The sequence below is a fragment of the Mycobacterium heckeshornense genome (assembly GCF_016592155.1).
Classification (GTDB): Bacteria; Actinomycetota; Actinomycetes; order Mycobacteriales; family Mycobacteriaceae; genus Mycobacterium; species Mycobacterium heckeshornense.
Genome location: NZ_AP024237.1, coordinates 3,810,802 through 3,824,888 on the forward strand (window position 1 = coordinate 3,810,802; position 14,087 = coordinate 3,824,888).

The 14,087-nt window shown below is 66.5% G+C and carries 13 protein-coding genes and 2 pseudogenes; 2 read left to right on the forward strand and 13 right to left on the reverse strand.

The features are described from left to right. The 7 genes and pseudogenes from MHEC_RS18375 to MHEC_RS18405 all read right to left on the reverse strand — a co-directional run bounded on the left by MHEC_RS18375 (position 1) and on the right by MHEC_RS18405 (position 7,064). Positions 1-292, reverse strand: a pseudogene (locus MHEC_RS18375) (WXG100 family type VII secretion target). Then, complete coding sequence (locus MHEC_RS18380) at positions 285-596, reverse strand: WXG100 family type VII secretion target (RefSeq protein WP_071700337.1); 312 nt, start codon at positions 594-596, stop codon at positions 285-287. The pseudogene MHEC_RS18375 and the gene MHEC_RS18380 overlap by 8 nt, the downstream one beginning before the upstream one ends. Positions 597-632: 36 nt before the next feature. Beyond that, positions 633-2,390 (reverse strand): MtrAB system accessory lipoprotein LpqB, encoded by a 1,758-nt coding sequence (gene lpqB / locus MHEC_RS18385; RefSeq protein ID WP_099869161.1) that lies wholly within the window; start codon positions 2,388-2,390, stop codon positions 633-635. Beyond that, entirely contained in the window at positions 2,390-4,039 is a 1,650-nt protein-coding gene (gene mtrB, locus MHEC_RS18390; protein WP_048892902.1) for an MtrAB system histidine kinase MtrB, read from the reverse strand. Before mtrB ends, lpqB begins: the two co-directional genes overlap by 1 nt. 43 nt (positions 4,040-4,082) lie before the next feature. Beyond that, positions 4,083-4,769: a two-component system response regulator MtrA gene (mtrA, locus tag MHEC_RS18395; RefSeq protein ID WP_039889815.1), complete on the reverse strand. Its 687-nt coding sequence runs from the start codon at positions 4,767-4,769 to the stop codon at positions 4,083-4,085. A gap of 56 nt (positions 4,770-4,825) precedes the next feature. Further along, positions 4,826-5,458 (reverse strand): dTMP kinase, encoded by a 633-nt coding sequence (locus MHEC_RS18400; RefSeq protein WP_048892903.1) that lies wholly within the window; start codon positions 5,456-5,458, stop codon positions 4,826-4,828. 22 nt (positions 5,459-5,480) lie between these two features. Then, positions 5,481-7,064, reverse strand: a complete 1,584-nt coding sequence (locus tag MHEC_RS18405) for a PPE family protein (RefSeq protein ID WP_048892904.1) — start codon at positions 7,062-7,064, stop codon at positions 5,481-5,483. 142 nt (positions 7,065-7,206) lie between these two features. Here MHEC_RS18405 and MHEC_RS18410 point away from each other — a divergent pair, with 142 nt between their 5' ends. Further along, complete coding sequence (locus MHEC_RS18410; RefSeq protein ID WP_142358662.1) at positions 7,207-7,947, forward strand: DUF2275 domain-containing protein; 741 nt, start codon at positions 7,207-7,209, stop codon at positions 7,945-7,947. A 57-nt stretch (positions 7,948-8,004) separates the two neighbouring features. Beyond that, entirely contained in the window at positions 8,005-8,559 is a 555-nt protein-coding gene (gene sigC / locus MHEC_RS18415) for an RNA polymerase sigma factor SigC (protein ID WP_048892934.1), read from the forward strand. A gap of 40 nt (positions 8,560-8,599) precedes the next feature. On the opposite strand, the pseudogene ahcY reads toward sigC, so the two are convergent. The 6 genes and pseudogenes from ahcY to MHEC_RS18445 form a co-directional block, all read right to left on the reverse strand. Next, a pseudogene (gene ahcY, locus MHEC_RS18420) lies at positions 8,600-10,074 on the reverse strand (adenosylhomocysteinase). Between the two features lie 81 nt (positions 10,075-10,155). Continuing rightward, positions 10,156-10,818, reverse strand: a complete 663-nt coding sequence (alkX, locus tag MHEC_RS18425) for a TetR family transcriptional regulator AlkX (protein ID WP_048892907.1) — start codon at positions 10,816-10,818, stop codon at positions 10,156-10,158. A 65-nt stretch (positions 10,819-10,883) separates the two neighbouring features. Further along, complete coding sequence (locus MHEC_RS18430) at positions 10,884-11,066, reverse strand: rubredoxin (protein ID WP_048892908.1); 183 nt, start codon at positions 11,064-11,066, stop codon at positions 10,884-10,886. Further along, positions 11,059-11,235 carry a rubredoxin gene (locus MHEC_RS18435; protein ID WP_048892935.1) on the reverse strand — a complete coding sequence of 59 codons (177 nt, stop codon included), beginning with the start codon at positions 11,233-11,235 and terminating at the stop codon, positions 11,059-11,061. Before MHEC_RS18435 ends, MHEC_RS18430 begins: the two co-directional genes overlap by 8 nt. Further along, positions 11,235-12,458: an alkane 1-monooxygenase gene (locus MHEC_RS18440; RefSeq protein ID WP_048892936.1), complete on the reverse strand. Its 1,224-nt coding sequence runs from the start codon at positions 12,456-12,458 to the stop codon at positions 11,235-11,237. Before MHEC_RS18440 ends, MHEC_RS18435 begins: the two co-directional genes overlap by 1 nt. Positions 12,459-12,552: 94 nt before the next feature. After that, on the reverse strand, positions 12,553-14,061 hold the full coding sequence (locus MHEC_RS18445) for an APC family permease (RefSeq protein ID WP_048892909.1): 1,509 nt from the start codon (positions 14,059-14,061) through the stop codon (positions 12,553-12,555). Between the last annotated feature and the right edge of the window lie 26 nt (positions 14,062-14,087).

Consider the following 14,087-nt stretch of genomic DNA (forward strand, 5'->3'; position numbering starts at 1 on the left):
TCACGACCACATGGACAGATTCTTCGACATTGCGCCGGTGTAATTGGCGTGCGCAGTGCTGGCAGCACCCTGCAACTGGCGCAACGCTTCCCGCATCATCGCCTCACCCCGGGGTCCAATGCCGGTGCGCCTCGACATGCGCCGCCGCCGCCTCACCCGACCAGCCCGCATGCAGATTGCTGACCAGCGAATCAATTTCAGCAAGCATGCTTTCGGCATAACGCTCGAACTCAGCCATGCGCTCCACCGCTTCGGCCAACGCCTCAGGATCCACACGAAATGCCTCACCCACCGCGCACACCCCGCAACACCTCCGCGGAGGCCGACTCATTTTGCTGAAACGACAAACCGGCTTTACCGACCGCGTCAGCCAAAATCGACAACCCCAGCATCACCTCACCGGCTCCCCGACGCCACAAGTCCCACGCCGAGGCATAAGCACGCCCAGACGTTCCCCGCCAACCGCCCAACATCTGCCCAACCTGGCCGTCGAGTTCGGCCAACCTGGCCCGCAAAGCCTCGGCAGCACCACCCAACGCCTGGGCACAACCGGCCATCGCCTCGGGATCTACCCGCAGCCCCTCACCAGGATCCACGCCGCAAAACTAACGATCCACCCCAGCCGCCACAACTCAGCCCGGCAACACCGGAACCGCCCCCGGCACCATGAACCCCGAAACCTCCGACCACACCTGTTCGTTCTCAGCGGCCGACCCCGAAAGCTGAACCACCCCACGCGGATCGGCCACATACACCGCCGACGGGTTAGCCGCGATCAGCCCCACCGGGGTCTGCAACCCCTTGCTGGGCGCATCGGAGTTCACCCCGTCGAGGTTGACATAGGAGACCGGGTGTTGTGCGTCGGTGCGGCTCACCGCGATGTCATCGCCGGTTCGCCAGGACACCGACACCACCGACGACCCCAACCCGAAGCCCAACCGCCGCGGATACGTCAACGCGAACTGACCGGCCTGCGGCTGCTCCACACTGGCCAGGATCACCTGACCCGCAATAACCATCGCCGCCCGGGTGCCATCCCGAGACAGCTGCAGCTCGCTGATCGGACCCGGAAAGCGGCTGGACACCGCGGCTGAATCCACCGGAATGCGCGCGGGCTGACCCGATGCCGGTTCCTGAATGGCCCGCAGCACGTTGTTGCCGTCTACCACCACCCACACGGCGTCGTCGAGCGACCAGCTTGGCCGCGACATGCTGTGCCCATCGGCGGACTGCACCGCTTCACCGCCGAGGTCGCCGATCCACAGTGCCGCCGCCATGTCCGGTGCACCGGGCCGCTGCGTCACCACCGACGCCACCCGGCGGCCGCTGCGGGACAGCGTGGCCGCAGTCTGGTCGGGCAGCTGGCCGAACGCGCCGGGCACCGGGGCCGCTCGCTGGCCATCCAGCAACGCCAGCGAGCCACCCACCAAGGCATGCACTCCCGCACTCGCGCCGTCGGCGACACCAGGGTCGGTGGAAGCGACATCGGAGGTGGTCCACCCGTCGGCGAACCTATCCTCCAACGCGGCACCCTCGGCGTTGATCACATACGGCCCTCTGATATCGGCCCGCGCGAGGGTCCAAATGATCTGTGCCGCAAGCAGTTGACGGCTGTGCGGGTCGGTGGCCGACAGGCTATCCAGGTCAATGCGCGCCCCGCCATAGCCGCGACCCACGCCGGTTTTGCCGCCGTCGGCCCGGGTCACCGGTCCACGCAGCCGCAACGGTGGGGCTAGCAGATTGCGCACCGCCCTGGACATCTCCGGACGCGGTCCGGCGATCAGTTTCGAGACCAGCTCGGTGGCCAGCTGATCGGGATCAGAGACGGCGACGTAGCGCGGATCGGGCACCACCGTCTTGCCGGTCGGGTCAGCGAAATACAGCACATTGCGCTTGTAGGTCGCCTGGAACTGCTGCCAGTCCAAGAACACACCGTTGGGCAGCCGGTCGATTCGCCAGCCTCCGGACGTTTTGACCAGCTCGATCGGGCCGGGGTCCGGCAACACGCCCTCGGCGGTCTCAAACACCCCCATGTCCGATAGCGAGCCCAGGATGTCAGCTCGCATAGTCACCGAAACCCGTTCGGCGGTACGGGTTTCCACGAACACCACGTGATCTATCAGCAGCGCGCTACCAGCGTCGTCCCAGGCATTAGACGCAGACTGGGTGAGAAACTGCCGTGCTGCCAGATGGCGGTTAGCCGGATCGGCTGTGGCCTTGAGGAATTCCCGCAGCAGCACGTCGGGATCCATCCCGGGGGTCGGTTTGGGCAGGTTCGACGGCGCCGGTCGCGCGACGGTGCCGATGGCTTGCGGCGCCGACGAACTCGGCACGGACGCACATCCGGCAAGTATCAGAGCCGAAATCAGCAGCGCAGCCAACGGCCGCATCACACGCTCCTCTCGGCGTGCTCTCGCTGGCGGGTTGAACGCTCTTTGCGTTCGGCCGCAATCGGTTTGATCGGCAACGGACTAGTGGTCACCTTATGACCGCGCACCAGCGGAAGGGTCAGCCGGAAACAGGCGCCCTTGCCAGGTTCGCCCCAGGCCTCCAGGCGGCCCTGGTGCAGCCGCGCATCCTCGACGCTGATCGCCAGACCCAGCCCGGTGCCGCCGGACCGTCGCACCCGTGACGGGTCCGATCGCCAAAAGCGGCTGAACACCAACTTCTCCTCGCCCGGTCGCAGTCCCACCCCATAGTCGCGCACCGTGACCGCGACGGTGTCCTCGTCGGCGGCCATCCGGATTCGCACCGGCTTGTGCTCGGCATGGTCGATGGCGTTGGCGATCAGGTTGCGCAGAATGCGTTCCACCCGCCGGGTATCAACCTCGGCGATCACCTCGTTGGGCGGCAGATCCACGATCAACTTGACGCCGGCATCTTCGGCCAAATGGCCCACGCTGGCCAGCGCACTGTTGACGGTCGCACGTAAATCGACCGACTCGACCGACAACTCGGCCACCCCCGCGTCGTGCCGCGAGATCTCGAGCAGGTCGTTGAGCAGTGTTTCGAACCGGTCCAGCTCGCTGACCATCAATTCGGTGGAGCGCCGCAGCGCCGGGTCGAGGTTGGCGCTGTGGTCGTAGATCAGGTCGGCGGCCATCCGCACCGTGGTCAGCGGCGTGCGCAGTTCGTGGCTGACGTCCGAGGTGAACCGGCGCTGCAGGTTGCCGAACTCCTCAAGCTGGGTGATCTGCCGCGACAGGCTTTCGGCCATGTCGTTGAACGACATGGCCAGCCGTGCCATATCGTCTTCACCACGCACCGGCATCCGCTCGGAGAGATGGCCCTCGGCGAATCGTTCTGCGATCCGCGAGGCCGACCGCACCGGAACCACAACCTGACGCGAGACCAGCCACGCGATCCCAGCGAGCAACACCAGCAGCACGATGCCCCCGGTGGTCATCGTGCCGCGCACCAGCGATATCGTGCTCGCCTCGTTGGCCAGCGGAAAGATCAGGTAGAGCTCAAGATTGGTCACCCGCGACGGCGTCGGGGTGCCGATAATCAGCGCTGGCCCGGAGAAACCCTCGGTGTGCACGGTGGCGTACTGGTAGGCCACCTGGCCCGCCTTGACGAAATCGCGCAGTGGGCTTGGCACCTGATCGATCGGCCCTGCGGTGGTCGCGGCTCGCGGACCGTCGCCCGGGACCAGCAGCGCCGCGTCGAACGCACCGGCCAACCCGGCACCCGACGACGTTTCGGTTTTCGACGTCAAGGTGTTGCGGGCAAGTTGAAGGCTGCTGTCCAGCGATCGTGCTTCTTCGCCGCTGACGATCCCACTGACGGTGTTGCGTGCCCGCTCGATTTGTTCGATGGCGGCGTGAACTTTCACGTCGAGCACGCGGTTGGTGACCTGGCTGGTCAGTACGAAGCCCAGCGCGACGATCACGGCGAATGACAGTCCGAGAGTCAGCACCACCACCCGCAACTGCAGCGAGCGCCGCCAGGCCACGCCCAGGGCTCGACTCAACGCACCCATCCCGCGCATCAGAGGTGCCGAACGCCGGTGTATGCGTCGCCGAGAGGCCCACATCACAAGCGCCGCTCCTCCTCGCCGCGACGCTGTGCAGGGTTGGCCGTCACGGAGGTCCGGCCTTGTAACCCACTCCTCGAACGGTCAGGACAACTTGCGGGTTTTCCGGGTCTTTCTCCACCTTGGCCCGCAGACGCTGGACGTGCACGTTCACCAAGCGGGTGTCCGCCGGGTGACGGTATCCCCACACCTGTTCGAGCAGCACATCACGAGTAAACACCTGGCGCGGTTTGCGTGCCAGCGCGACCAGCAGATCGAACTCCAGCGGGGTCAGCGAGATTTGCTCACCGTTGCGGGTGACTTTGTGTGCCGGCACGTCGATGTCGACGTCGGCGATCGAGAGCATCTCGGCCGGCTCGTCGTCGTAGCGCCGCAGCCGGGCCCGAACCCGCGCCACCAGCTCCTTGGGCTTGAACGGCTTCATGATGTAGTCGTCGGCGCCCGACTCCAGGCCCAGCACCACATCCACGGTGTCGGTCTTGGCGGTCAGCATCACGATCGGCACCCCGGAGTCGGCGCGCAACACCCGGCAGACGTCGATGCCGTTCATGCCGGGCAGCATCAGGTCCAGCAACACCAGGTCGGGGCGCCACTCACGCACCGCGGTGAGTGCCTGGCTGCCGTCACCGATGACCGCGGTATCGAAACCCTCGCCGCGCAACACGATGGTGAGCATCTCGGCCAGCGAAGCGTCGTCATCGACGACGAGAATCCTTTGCCTCATGGTGTCCATGGTGTCACCAGTTCGCGACAAAACTGGGCTATCAGACCCGCGTTTCTTCTCGCAGCTCACTCGGCTAGCAGCAAGGCGGCCAGCTTGCCGGGATCGACGTCGGCGCCAACCACCTGCCAACGGCCGCCCCAGCCTGCCGCGGCCAGCCCGGCATACACCACACCGGTGCGTTGCTGAAGCAAGTCGTCGCGTTCGTAGGCATCACGGTCCCGGCCCGCCTCTTGCACGGCCCTGCTGCGCGCTCGCTGCCCGGCAAGTTCAGTCGAGACATCAAGCAACACTTGGTAATCCGGCATGGGCAGGTGCAGCCGGCGGTACTCGACGTCATAGACCCAGGCCACCACCTCACCGGTGGCGTCCTGGCGCAGGCGGGCCGCGCTGTAGGCGGCGTTGGAGGCCACGTAGCGGTCCAGGATCACCACGTCGTAGTCACCGCGGAGCTTTTCGATCTCGGCTGCCGCACCGGCGCGGTCCAACGCGAACAACAGCGCCATCGCATACGCACTCGACGCGAGGTCCCCGTGCTGACCCCGCAGCGCTTCACCGGCCACATCGGCGGTCACCGACTGCCCATAGCGTGGGAAAGCCAGGCTGGCCACCGACTTTCCGCGGGCCTCGAAGGCCGCTTGGAGGCCCCGCGAAAGTGTCCGCTTGCCCGCGCCGTCGACCCCTTCGATGGCGATCAACACGGCGCGAGCCTAACGCGCCGGCTCAGCTCGATTCCGGCCCGGCGTCCCAGCTGCCCGGCACCATCGGAAAACGAGGCGCATCGCCGAACCGCTCACCGGGCAACGTCACCAATCCGGCCGCGGTTGGCGTGGCGCCCCGGGGCATGGTGCCGGCAAAGCCGAGCGGTCCCGCGCCCTGATCCGACACCATCGTCGACGGCAGCGGATCCATGTACTCGTATCGATGGCCGCGGTCTTTCTCCCTGGCGCGGCGCCGACGGGCCCGCGCCTGTTCGCGGGCCGACGGGGCCGGCTCCGCCGCGGCCTCGCTGTCCAACGCCGACTGCTGATCCTTGCTGCGAGCCCGACGACTGGTCGTGCTGCTTTGCACCGACGCATTGGTTGTGCCCACCGCGTAGAGTCCCGCGGCCGTGGCCGATGTGGACGGGCCGGCGCCGGCGTCGGGGCCACCGCCGGCCGCGCCGGCGTCGGCCGGCATGACCGGGCCCGGCGCGGCCGGGCTCGGCACGGTCGAAGCGCCGGTGGTGCCGGCCGGGACGGCCCCCGCCTGCGCAGCAGTCGGCGACGTGCTCGTGGGTGTGGGCGCGGGTGAGACAGCGGGTGCCGACGTGTCGGCGCAGGGCGCCACCGACAGCCCCGCCAATCCTGCCAGGCCCGCCGTCCCCGCCACGCCGGCCGATACAACAGCGGCCAGCATTGCCGGGACAGCCAACGGCGCCACCTGTACGGCGGGCCACACCAACATCAGCGTGTGAAAGATTGCCCAGGCGAGCGCGGTGGCAAGGGTCGGCGACATCCCCGGGATCTGCATGAGCAGCGAGCTCACCGCGTTGGCGAACGGGACTGCGGGAATGGGCCAGCCGTTGGGGTAAATCAGCTTGCCCAGCGGCCACGCGAAGTTCTGGGTGTAGTCGGATAGCCACGCCGCCAGCTGGTCCTGCCACGACGAGGCCTCGCTGGCCTGCTGCGCGGTGGCCGAGGCATCCGCGTTATCAAGATGGGCACCGGATTGTGCGGCCGGGGCCACGGCGGTCGCCTGTGCGGTGCCGGCGGTGGTCTCCCCGCCCGGGACGACGATGTGCGGCGCGGGCGCGGTGACCGGCACCGATGCAAGCGCCGCTCCGGCGACCACGTGGTAGGTGCTCATCGTCTCGGCGGCTTGCACCCACATCCGCGCGTAGTCGGCTTCGTTCAGCGCGATCGGAATCGTGTTGATGCCGAAGAAGTTCGTGGCCACCAGCACCGCGTGCATGGCGTGATTGGCAGCAAGTTCAGCCAGCGTGGGCATGACGGCCAGCGCGGAAGTGTAGGCGGCGGCCGCCGTCTGGTGCATCGTCGCAGCGACCGTGCTCTTCGCGGCGCTATCAACCAGCCAGGCCAGGTAAGGGCCGTGGGCGGCCACATACCGCTCCGCGCTGGGCCCCTGCCAGGCCCCCGTTTGAACCGCACCCAGCAAGGCACCGAGTTCCTCTGCCGCCGAAGCATATTCGGCGCTCAACGATGACCACGCGCCCGAGGCTGCCAGCAAGGCCTCGGGCCCTGGTCCGCTGCTCAGCAACGCCGAGTGCACTTCGGGCGGCAACGCCATCCACACCGGCGCCGTCATCGCCCGACCAGCTCTCGCACCGACACAACAACCCTCCCACGAATCTGGCGTCGCATACCGACAGTGGTCGCTTTGCGGCGCGGTTGAGTTCCGGTCAGGTCTGCCTTTGTGCGCACGCACACCTGTGCGCGAGGATGCAGTGATGCGGTGTGAAGTGGCGCGTGAAGCGCTGTCGGCGCGCCTGGACGGTGAGCCTCACGAGGTGTCGGCACAGCGTGTCGATGCCCACCTGGGATCGTGTCCGGGTTGCCGCGCCTGGCTGATCGGGGTCGCCATGCAGACACGCCGGCTGGCCGCGGTCGAGGCGGGCCACGGCCCGGACCTGGTCGAAAAGATCATGGCGACTGCGGGCATCGCTGCGACACCGTCACATCGCCGCTGGCTGCGCCGGCTCAGTTCGGGCTATCGGCGCTGGGCGCTGATCGCCGCGGGTCTATTTCAGGTTGCGGTCGCGTTGGCGCAAATCGCCGGCGTCGACTTCGGTCTGGTGTCCGCCCGCGAGCATGGTGCCGCGACCGGGATGCACCTGTTGCACGAGTCCACGGCCTGGTTGCTGGCGTTGGGACTGGCGATGATTGCCGCCGGCGTCTGGACCGCCGCGGCGGCCGGCGTTGCCGCGATTGCCACCGCGTTTACCGCGGCGCTGCTGACGTATGTCGCCATCGATGCCTACCACGGCGAAGTCACCGCGGCGCGTATCGCCAGCCATCTGCCGCTGCTGCTCGGCGTGTTGTTCGCCTGGCTGGTGGCGGGCGAACGTGCCGGGGAACAACCGCGACACACCGCCGACGACGGTCGAACCGTCGGCCCCATGCCTGCCGTCACCGTCCCGCGCGGTCGACGCCGCGGACATCTTTGGCCGATCAACCGCTCCGCCGCTTAGCCCGGTTCTACGACAATCCGTCGTAGAACCACGCGGTTCGGTTTAAGGTGAATGGTCATGACCGCGCGTAGCGACGACGAGGCCGTCACCGCACTCGCTTTGGCGGCCGGCCGTGGAAACCGCCGGGCGCTCGAAGCGCTCATCAAAGCCACCCAGCACGACGTGTGGCGGTTTGTCGCCTACCTCTCCGACGCCAACAGCGCCGACGATCTCACCCAGGAAACCTTTCTGCGGGCGATCAGCGCGATCCGTCGGTTCTCCGGACGCTCCAGCGCCCGCACCTGGCTCCTGTCGATCGCGCGTCGCGTGGTCGCCGATCACGTCCGCCATGCGCGCTCGCGACCCCGCCGCGGACATCACACCGACCCCGAACACCTGCTTCACCGCGACCGCCCTGCCCGGGGATTCGAAGACGTGGTGGAGGTGACGACGATGATCGCCGACCTCTCCGCCGACCAACGGGAGGCGCTGCTGCTCACCCAGCTGCTGGGATTGTCCTACGCGGACGCCGCAGTGGTGTGCGGCTGCCCGGTCGGCACCATCCGCTCCCGCGTCGCCCGCGCCCGCGACGCCCTGCTGGCCGGCCTGGAAGTCGACGACCTGACCGGGTAAGGAAAAGACCCGTTCGGGAGCTTTGGCGTCGGCTCGCCGGTCAGTAGCGGTAGTGGTCGGGCTTGTACGGACCGTCGACGTCGACGCCGATGTACTCGGCCTGCTCCTTGGTCAGCTTGGTCAGACGCCCGCCGAGCGCCTCGACATGGATGCGGGCCACCTTCTCGTCGAGGTGCTTGGGCAGCCGATAGACCTCGTTGTCGTATTCGTCGTGCTTGGTCCACAACTCGATCTGGGCGATCACCTGGTTGGAGAAGCTGTTGCTCATCACAAACGACGGGTGACCGGTGGCGTTGCCGAGGTTGAGCAGTCGACCTTCGGAGAGCACGATGATCGAGCGGCCGGTGTCCGGGAACGTCCACAGGTCGACCTGCGGCTTGATGTTGGTCTTCCTGGCCCCGGAACGCTCCAGCGCGGCCATCTGGATTTCGTTGTCGAAGTGGCCGATATTGCCCAGGATCGCCTTGTCCTTCATCGCCCGCATGTGCTCGAGCGTGATGATGTCCTTGTTACCGGTCGCCGTGACGACGATGTCGGCCTCGCCGATGACGTCCTCGACGGTCTTGACGTCGAAACCCTCCATCAGCGCCTGCAGCGCGTTGATCGGGTCGATCTCGGTGACGGTGACCCGCGCCCCCCTGGCCCTTCATCGACTCCGCGCAGCCCTTGCCGACGTCGCCGTAGCCGCAGATCAGCACGTTCTTGCCGCCGATCAGCACGTCGGTGCCGCGGTTGATGCCGTCGATCAGCGAGTGCCGGCAGCCGTATTTGTTGTCGAACTTGGACTTGGTTACCGAGTCGTTGACGTTGATCGCCGGAAACGCCAGATCGCCCGCCGCGGCGTATTGGTAGAGCCGCAGCACGCCGGTGGTGGTCTCCTCGGTGACACCTTTCACCGACTCGGCGATCTTCGTCCACTTGGTCTTGTCGGTCTCGAAACGACGCCGCAGCAGGTTCAAGAACACCTTGTGCTCGGTCGAGTCGTCCTCCTCGGCGGGCGGCACGACCCCGGCCTTCTCGTACTGCATGCCGCGCAGCACCAGCATGGTGGCGTCCCCGCCGTCGTCGAGGATCATGTTCGCGGGCTCGCCGGGCCAGGTCAGCGCCTGCTCACAGGCCCACCAGTACTCCTCCAGCGTCTCGCCCTTCCACGCGAACACCGACACGCCCTTGGGCTCCTCGGGGGGTGCCGTGCGGGCCGACGACGACTGCGGCCGCGGCGTGGTCCTGGGTGGAGAAGATGTTGCACGACGCCCACCGGACGTCGGCGCCGAGCGCGGTCAACGTCTCGATCAGGACCGCGGTTTGCACCGTCATGTGCAGCGATCCCGAGATGCGGGCACCCTTGAGCGGCTTGACGTCCGCGTACTCGCGCCGCAGCGACATCAATCCGGGCATCTCATGCTCGGCGAGCTCGATCTCCTTGCGGCCGAAGTCGGCCAACGACAGGTCGGCGACCTTGTACTCGATGCCGTTGCGAACGTCGGTGCTCAGCGCGTTTTCCGTGGTCGTCATGGTGTGCACCCAATCCTCGTCGAGTCAACTACTTAGCTTGCTTATACATTAGTCGCGATCCGGCGAGCCCGTGACGCCGGGTCATGGCGCTTCGATCATCCCGTAGCGCTCAGCGGCGGGGGTAAACAGCCGGGCCAAATCTGCGGCGACGTCGTGGTCGGCTTCCGGCGGCATCGACACATAACTCATTGCCAGCCGCACGATGGCGCGCGCCAGAATGCCAGCATCCTGCTCGCCGGCTTGCACCCAACTATGCATGAACGACGATGTCAGGCGCTGCGAGCAGTGGGTGATGATGGGCCCGCTGTCGGTGGTGATGAGCTGCAACAAATCCGGTTTGGCCACCCCGGTCAGCAAGGAGATCACCAGCGGATCGGATGCGGACTGGGCGAAAAACGCCCGAAACCCTTGCAGCAGCGCGGCATAGATGTCACCGACGTTGTCATGGATCGCCGATTCCACTAGGTCGACCAATCGATCCGCGAACCGCAGTGCATAACCCTGAGCCAGACCCTGCCGCGACCCGAACTCGTTGTAGATGGTCTGCCGGCTGATGCCGGCGGCGCGCGCCACGTCGGCAACGGTGATATCCGACCAGTCGCGGGCCAGCAACAGCTCCCGCATCGCGTCAAGCACCGAATCACGCAACAGCGCCCGCGACGCCTCGGCGTAGGGGACCCGTTTCACATCCGCGACACTAGCCCCTATTACGGCGCCGCTCCTGCTCGTCACGTCGGTCTGCATCGTCGCCAACCCGGCCGTAAGCGCCGCTCCTGCTCGTCACGTCGGTCTGCATCGTCGCCGGCGGGTCAGAAACGCGCGATTTCCACCATCTCGAAGTCGGATTTGGCCGCGCCGCAGTCTGGGCAGCTCCAGTCCTCGGCAATGTCGTCCCAGCGGGTGCCGGGCACGATACCGTCCTCCGGCCAGCCCAGCGCCTCGTCGTATTCGAAGCCACACTGCAGGCAGCGAAACAACTTGTAGTCACCCATGATTGGCTCCCATCGGTTCGAAGTCGATCTTTTCCCGCACTCCGCAGTCTGGGCAGCACCAGTCGTCGGGAACCTCATTCCACGGTGTGCCGGCCGGAAAGCCTTCGCGCACAGCCCCTTTGGCTTCGTCATAGACGTAGTCGCACACCGGGCAGCGGTAGGCGGCCATCATGCCGGCGCCCCGTATCGGGCCAGCAGCCTCTGGCGGCGGCGCGGGTGCACGTTGACGCGGCTGAGGTCGCCGCCGTAGTGGGCCAGCACCCGCTGGTCCATGACCTTGCGCCACAGCGGCGGGACATAGGTCAGCGCGATCATCGATGCGTAACCACTGGGCAGGCTCGGGGCGTCGGCGAAGCTGCGCAGCGTCTGGTAGCGCCGCGTCGGGTTGGCGTGATGGTCGCTGTGCCGCTGCAGGTGATAGAGGAACAGGTTTGTCACGAGGTGATCGGAGTTCCAGCTGTGCTTCGGGGTGCAGCGCTCGTAGCGGCCGTTGGCCGTCTTCTGCCGCAACAGTCCGTAGTGCTCGAGGTAGTTCACCGCTTCCAGGAGGGAAAAGCCGTACACCGCCTGGATGATCACGAACGGGATTAGGGCGGAACCGAACACTGCGATCAGCACCCCCCACAGCACGACCGACATCGCCCAGGCGTTAAGTACATCGTTGGACGGATGCCATGGGCTTTTGTTCAGCCGGCGCAGCCGCTGCGTCTCCAGCCGCCACGCCGAGCGGAGGCTCCCGAAAACGCTGCGCGGCAAGAACTCCCAGAACGTCTCGCCGAACCGGGAGGACGCCGGGTCTTCCGGCGTGGCCACTCGGACGTGGTGGCCGCGGTTGTGCTCGATGTAGAAGTGGCCGTAGCAGGACTGGGCCAGCGTGATTTTGGACAGCCACCGCTCCAGCGACTCCTTCTTGTGACCCAGCTCGTGCGCGGTGTTGATCCCGACACCAGCCAGCGTGCCCACCGACAAAGCCAGCCCGATTTTCGCCGGCCAGCCCAGCGACCCCTCGAAGCCGAGCCAAGTCACGTTGGATGCCGTGAATAGGTAGGCACCCAGGACGACGCTGGCGTATTGGAACGGGATGTACAGGTAAATGCAGTAGCGGTAGTAGCGGTCGTTCTCCAACCGCTCCATGACCTCGTCAGGTGGGTTCTGCCCGTCGGGCCCGACGCGCAGGTCCAGGGCAGGCAGCACGATGTAGAGCAGGATCGGGCCGACCCAAAACAGCGCCTGGGCGGCACCGTGCCACCCCGCCTGATTCATCGCCCAGACGATCGGCAGGATCACCAGCAACATGGTCGGGGCAACGAGTCCGAGCAGCCACAGGTAGCGCTTCTTGTCGTGCCACATCACCGCGTCGGCGGCGACGAGCTTGGCACCGTCACCGGCCATGTCGTCCAACCTCCCACTGAGCCACACCACGTGCGGTTGACAATACATGGATCTGTGTCTGTTGTCTAGACACAAATAGCTAATTTGTAAACCACTAGGGCAGCACCGGCGCCGGCTCGGGCTCGGGGCTGGCCTCGCCCCTCGGCGGCCGATTAGCCAGCACCGAGTGCCGTCGGCCATAGCCGGCGTAGATCGCGACGCCGACGACCATCCAGACCCCGAACCGGATCCAGGTCAGGCCGGTGAGGTTGAGCATCAGCCACAGGCATGCGCACACCGACATGATCGGCAGTAGCGGCGCCCACGGGACGCGGAATCCCCGGTGCAGCTCGGGGCGGGTCCGGCGCAGCACCACGATTCCGGCCGAGACCAGCACGAACGCGAACAACGTTCCAACGTTGACCATCTCCTCGAGCTTGGCCATCGGGAACACCGAGGCCGCAACCGCAATCAGCAGCGCCACCAGCACGGTGATACGGACCGGCGTGCCGCGTGCGCCGGTGGTTGCCAGCTGCCGCGGCAACAATCCGTCCCGGGACATCGCGAACAACACCCGGCACTGGCCGAGCATGAGCACCATCACCACGGTGGTCAGTCCGGCCAACGCCCCCACCGAGATGACCCGGGACGCCCAGTGCACGCCGTTGGCCGCGAAGGCCGTGGCCAGGTTCGCGTGACGGCCGGTCGGGGCGTCCTGCAGTTGGGTGTATCGGACCATCCCCGACAGCACCACAGAGACCGCGACGTAGAGCACGGTGACGATGGCCAGCGTGGCCAGGATCCCGCGTGGAATGTCGCGGTGCGGGTGTTTGGTCTCCTCGGCCATGGTTGCCACGATGTCGAACCCGATGAACGCGAAGAACACAATCGAGGCGCCGGCCAACACGCCATACCACCCGTAGTGGCTGGTTTGCGCGCCGGTCAGCAGCGACAACACCGACTGGTCGACGCCGGTGCCGCCATGCTCGGATTCGGGCGGGGGGATAAACGGCGAGTAGTTCGCGGCCTTGATGTAGAACGCACCGACGATCACCACCAACAACACCACCGCGATCTTGATCGCGGTGACGACGGCGGAAAAGTGCGCCGACAACTTGGTGCCCAGTGCGAGCAGCGTCGCCACCAATCCGACGATCAGCAGCGCTCCCCAGTCGAGACTGTAGGCGCCCACGTTGGTTGTCTGCCCGGCAAAGCCGAACACGGTCCCGAAATAGCTTGACCAGCCCTTGGCCACCACGGCCGCGCCGATCGCCAACTCCAGGACCAAGTTCCAGCCGATAATCCACGCCAAAAATTCACCGAAGGTGGCGTAGGAGAAGGTATACGCGCTGCCGGCCACCGGCAGCATCGAGGCGAATTCGGCATAGCACAACGCGGCCAGCCCGCAGGTGGCCGCCGCGATCAGAAACGACAGCCAGATCGCCGGGCCGGTGATGTCGCCGGCGGTCGACGCGGTGACGGTGAAGATGCCCGCCCCGATCACCACCGACACGCCGAACACCACGAGATCCCACCAGGACAGACTTTTGCGCAGCTGGGTTGTCGGCTCGTCGGTGTCGGCGATCGACTGCTCGACTGACTTGGTACGCCATCGACCGGCCATGCACCGCGACAGTACCGACTAGTCTC

Bases quoted from the DNA above. Each gene is read 5' to 3' on its own strand.
- mtrA (WP_039889815.1), bottom strand. From the start codon at position 4,769: ATGGACACCATGAGGCAAAGGATTCTCGTCGTCGATGACGACGCTTCG.
- sigC (WP_048892934.1), top strand. From the start codon at position 8,005: ATGACCGCGCGTAGCGACGACGAGGCCGTCACCGCACTCGCTTTGGCG.
- alkX (WP_048892907.1), bottom strand. From the start codon at position 10,818: ATGCAGACCGACGTGACGAGCAGGAGCGGCGCCGTAATAGGGGCTAGT.
- MHEC_RS18405 (WP_048892904.1), bottom strand. From the start codon at position 7,064: ATGACGGCGCCGGTGTGGATGGCGTTGCCGCCCGAAGTGCACTCGGCG.
- MHEC_RS18410 (WP_142358662.1), top strand. From the start codon at position 7,207: ATGCGGTGTGAAGTGGCGCGTGAAGCGCTGTCGGCGCGCCTGGACGGT.
- lpqB (WP_099869161.1), bottom strand. From the start codon at position 2,390: ATGCGGCCGTTGGCTGCGCTGCTGATTTCGGCTCTGATACTTGCCGGA.
- MHEC_RS18435 (WP_048892935.1), bottom strand. From the start codon at position 11,235: ATGGCCGCCTACCGCTGCCCGGTGTGCGACTACGTCTATGACGAAGCC.
- MHEC_RS18430 (WP_048892908.1), bottom strand. From the start codon at position 11,066: ATGGGTGACTACAAGTTGTTTCGCTGCCTGCAGTGTGGCTTCGAATAC.
- MHEC_RS18445 (WP_048892909.1), bottom strand. From the start codon at position 14,061: ATGGCCGGTCGATGGCGTACCAAGTCAGTCGAGCAGTCGATCGCCGAC.
- MHEC_RS18440 (WP_048892936.1), bottom strand. From the start codon at position 12,458: ATGGCCGGTGACGGTGCCAAGCTCGTCGCCGCCGACGCGGTGATGTGG.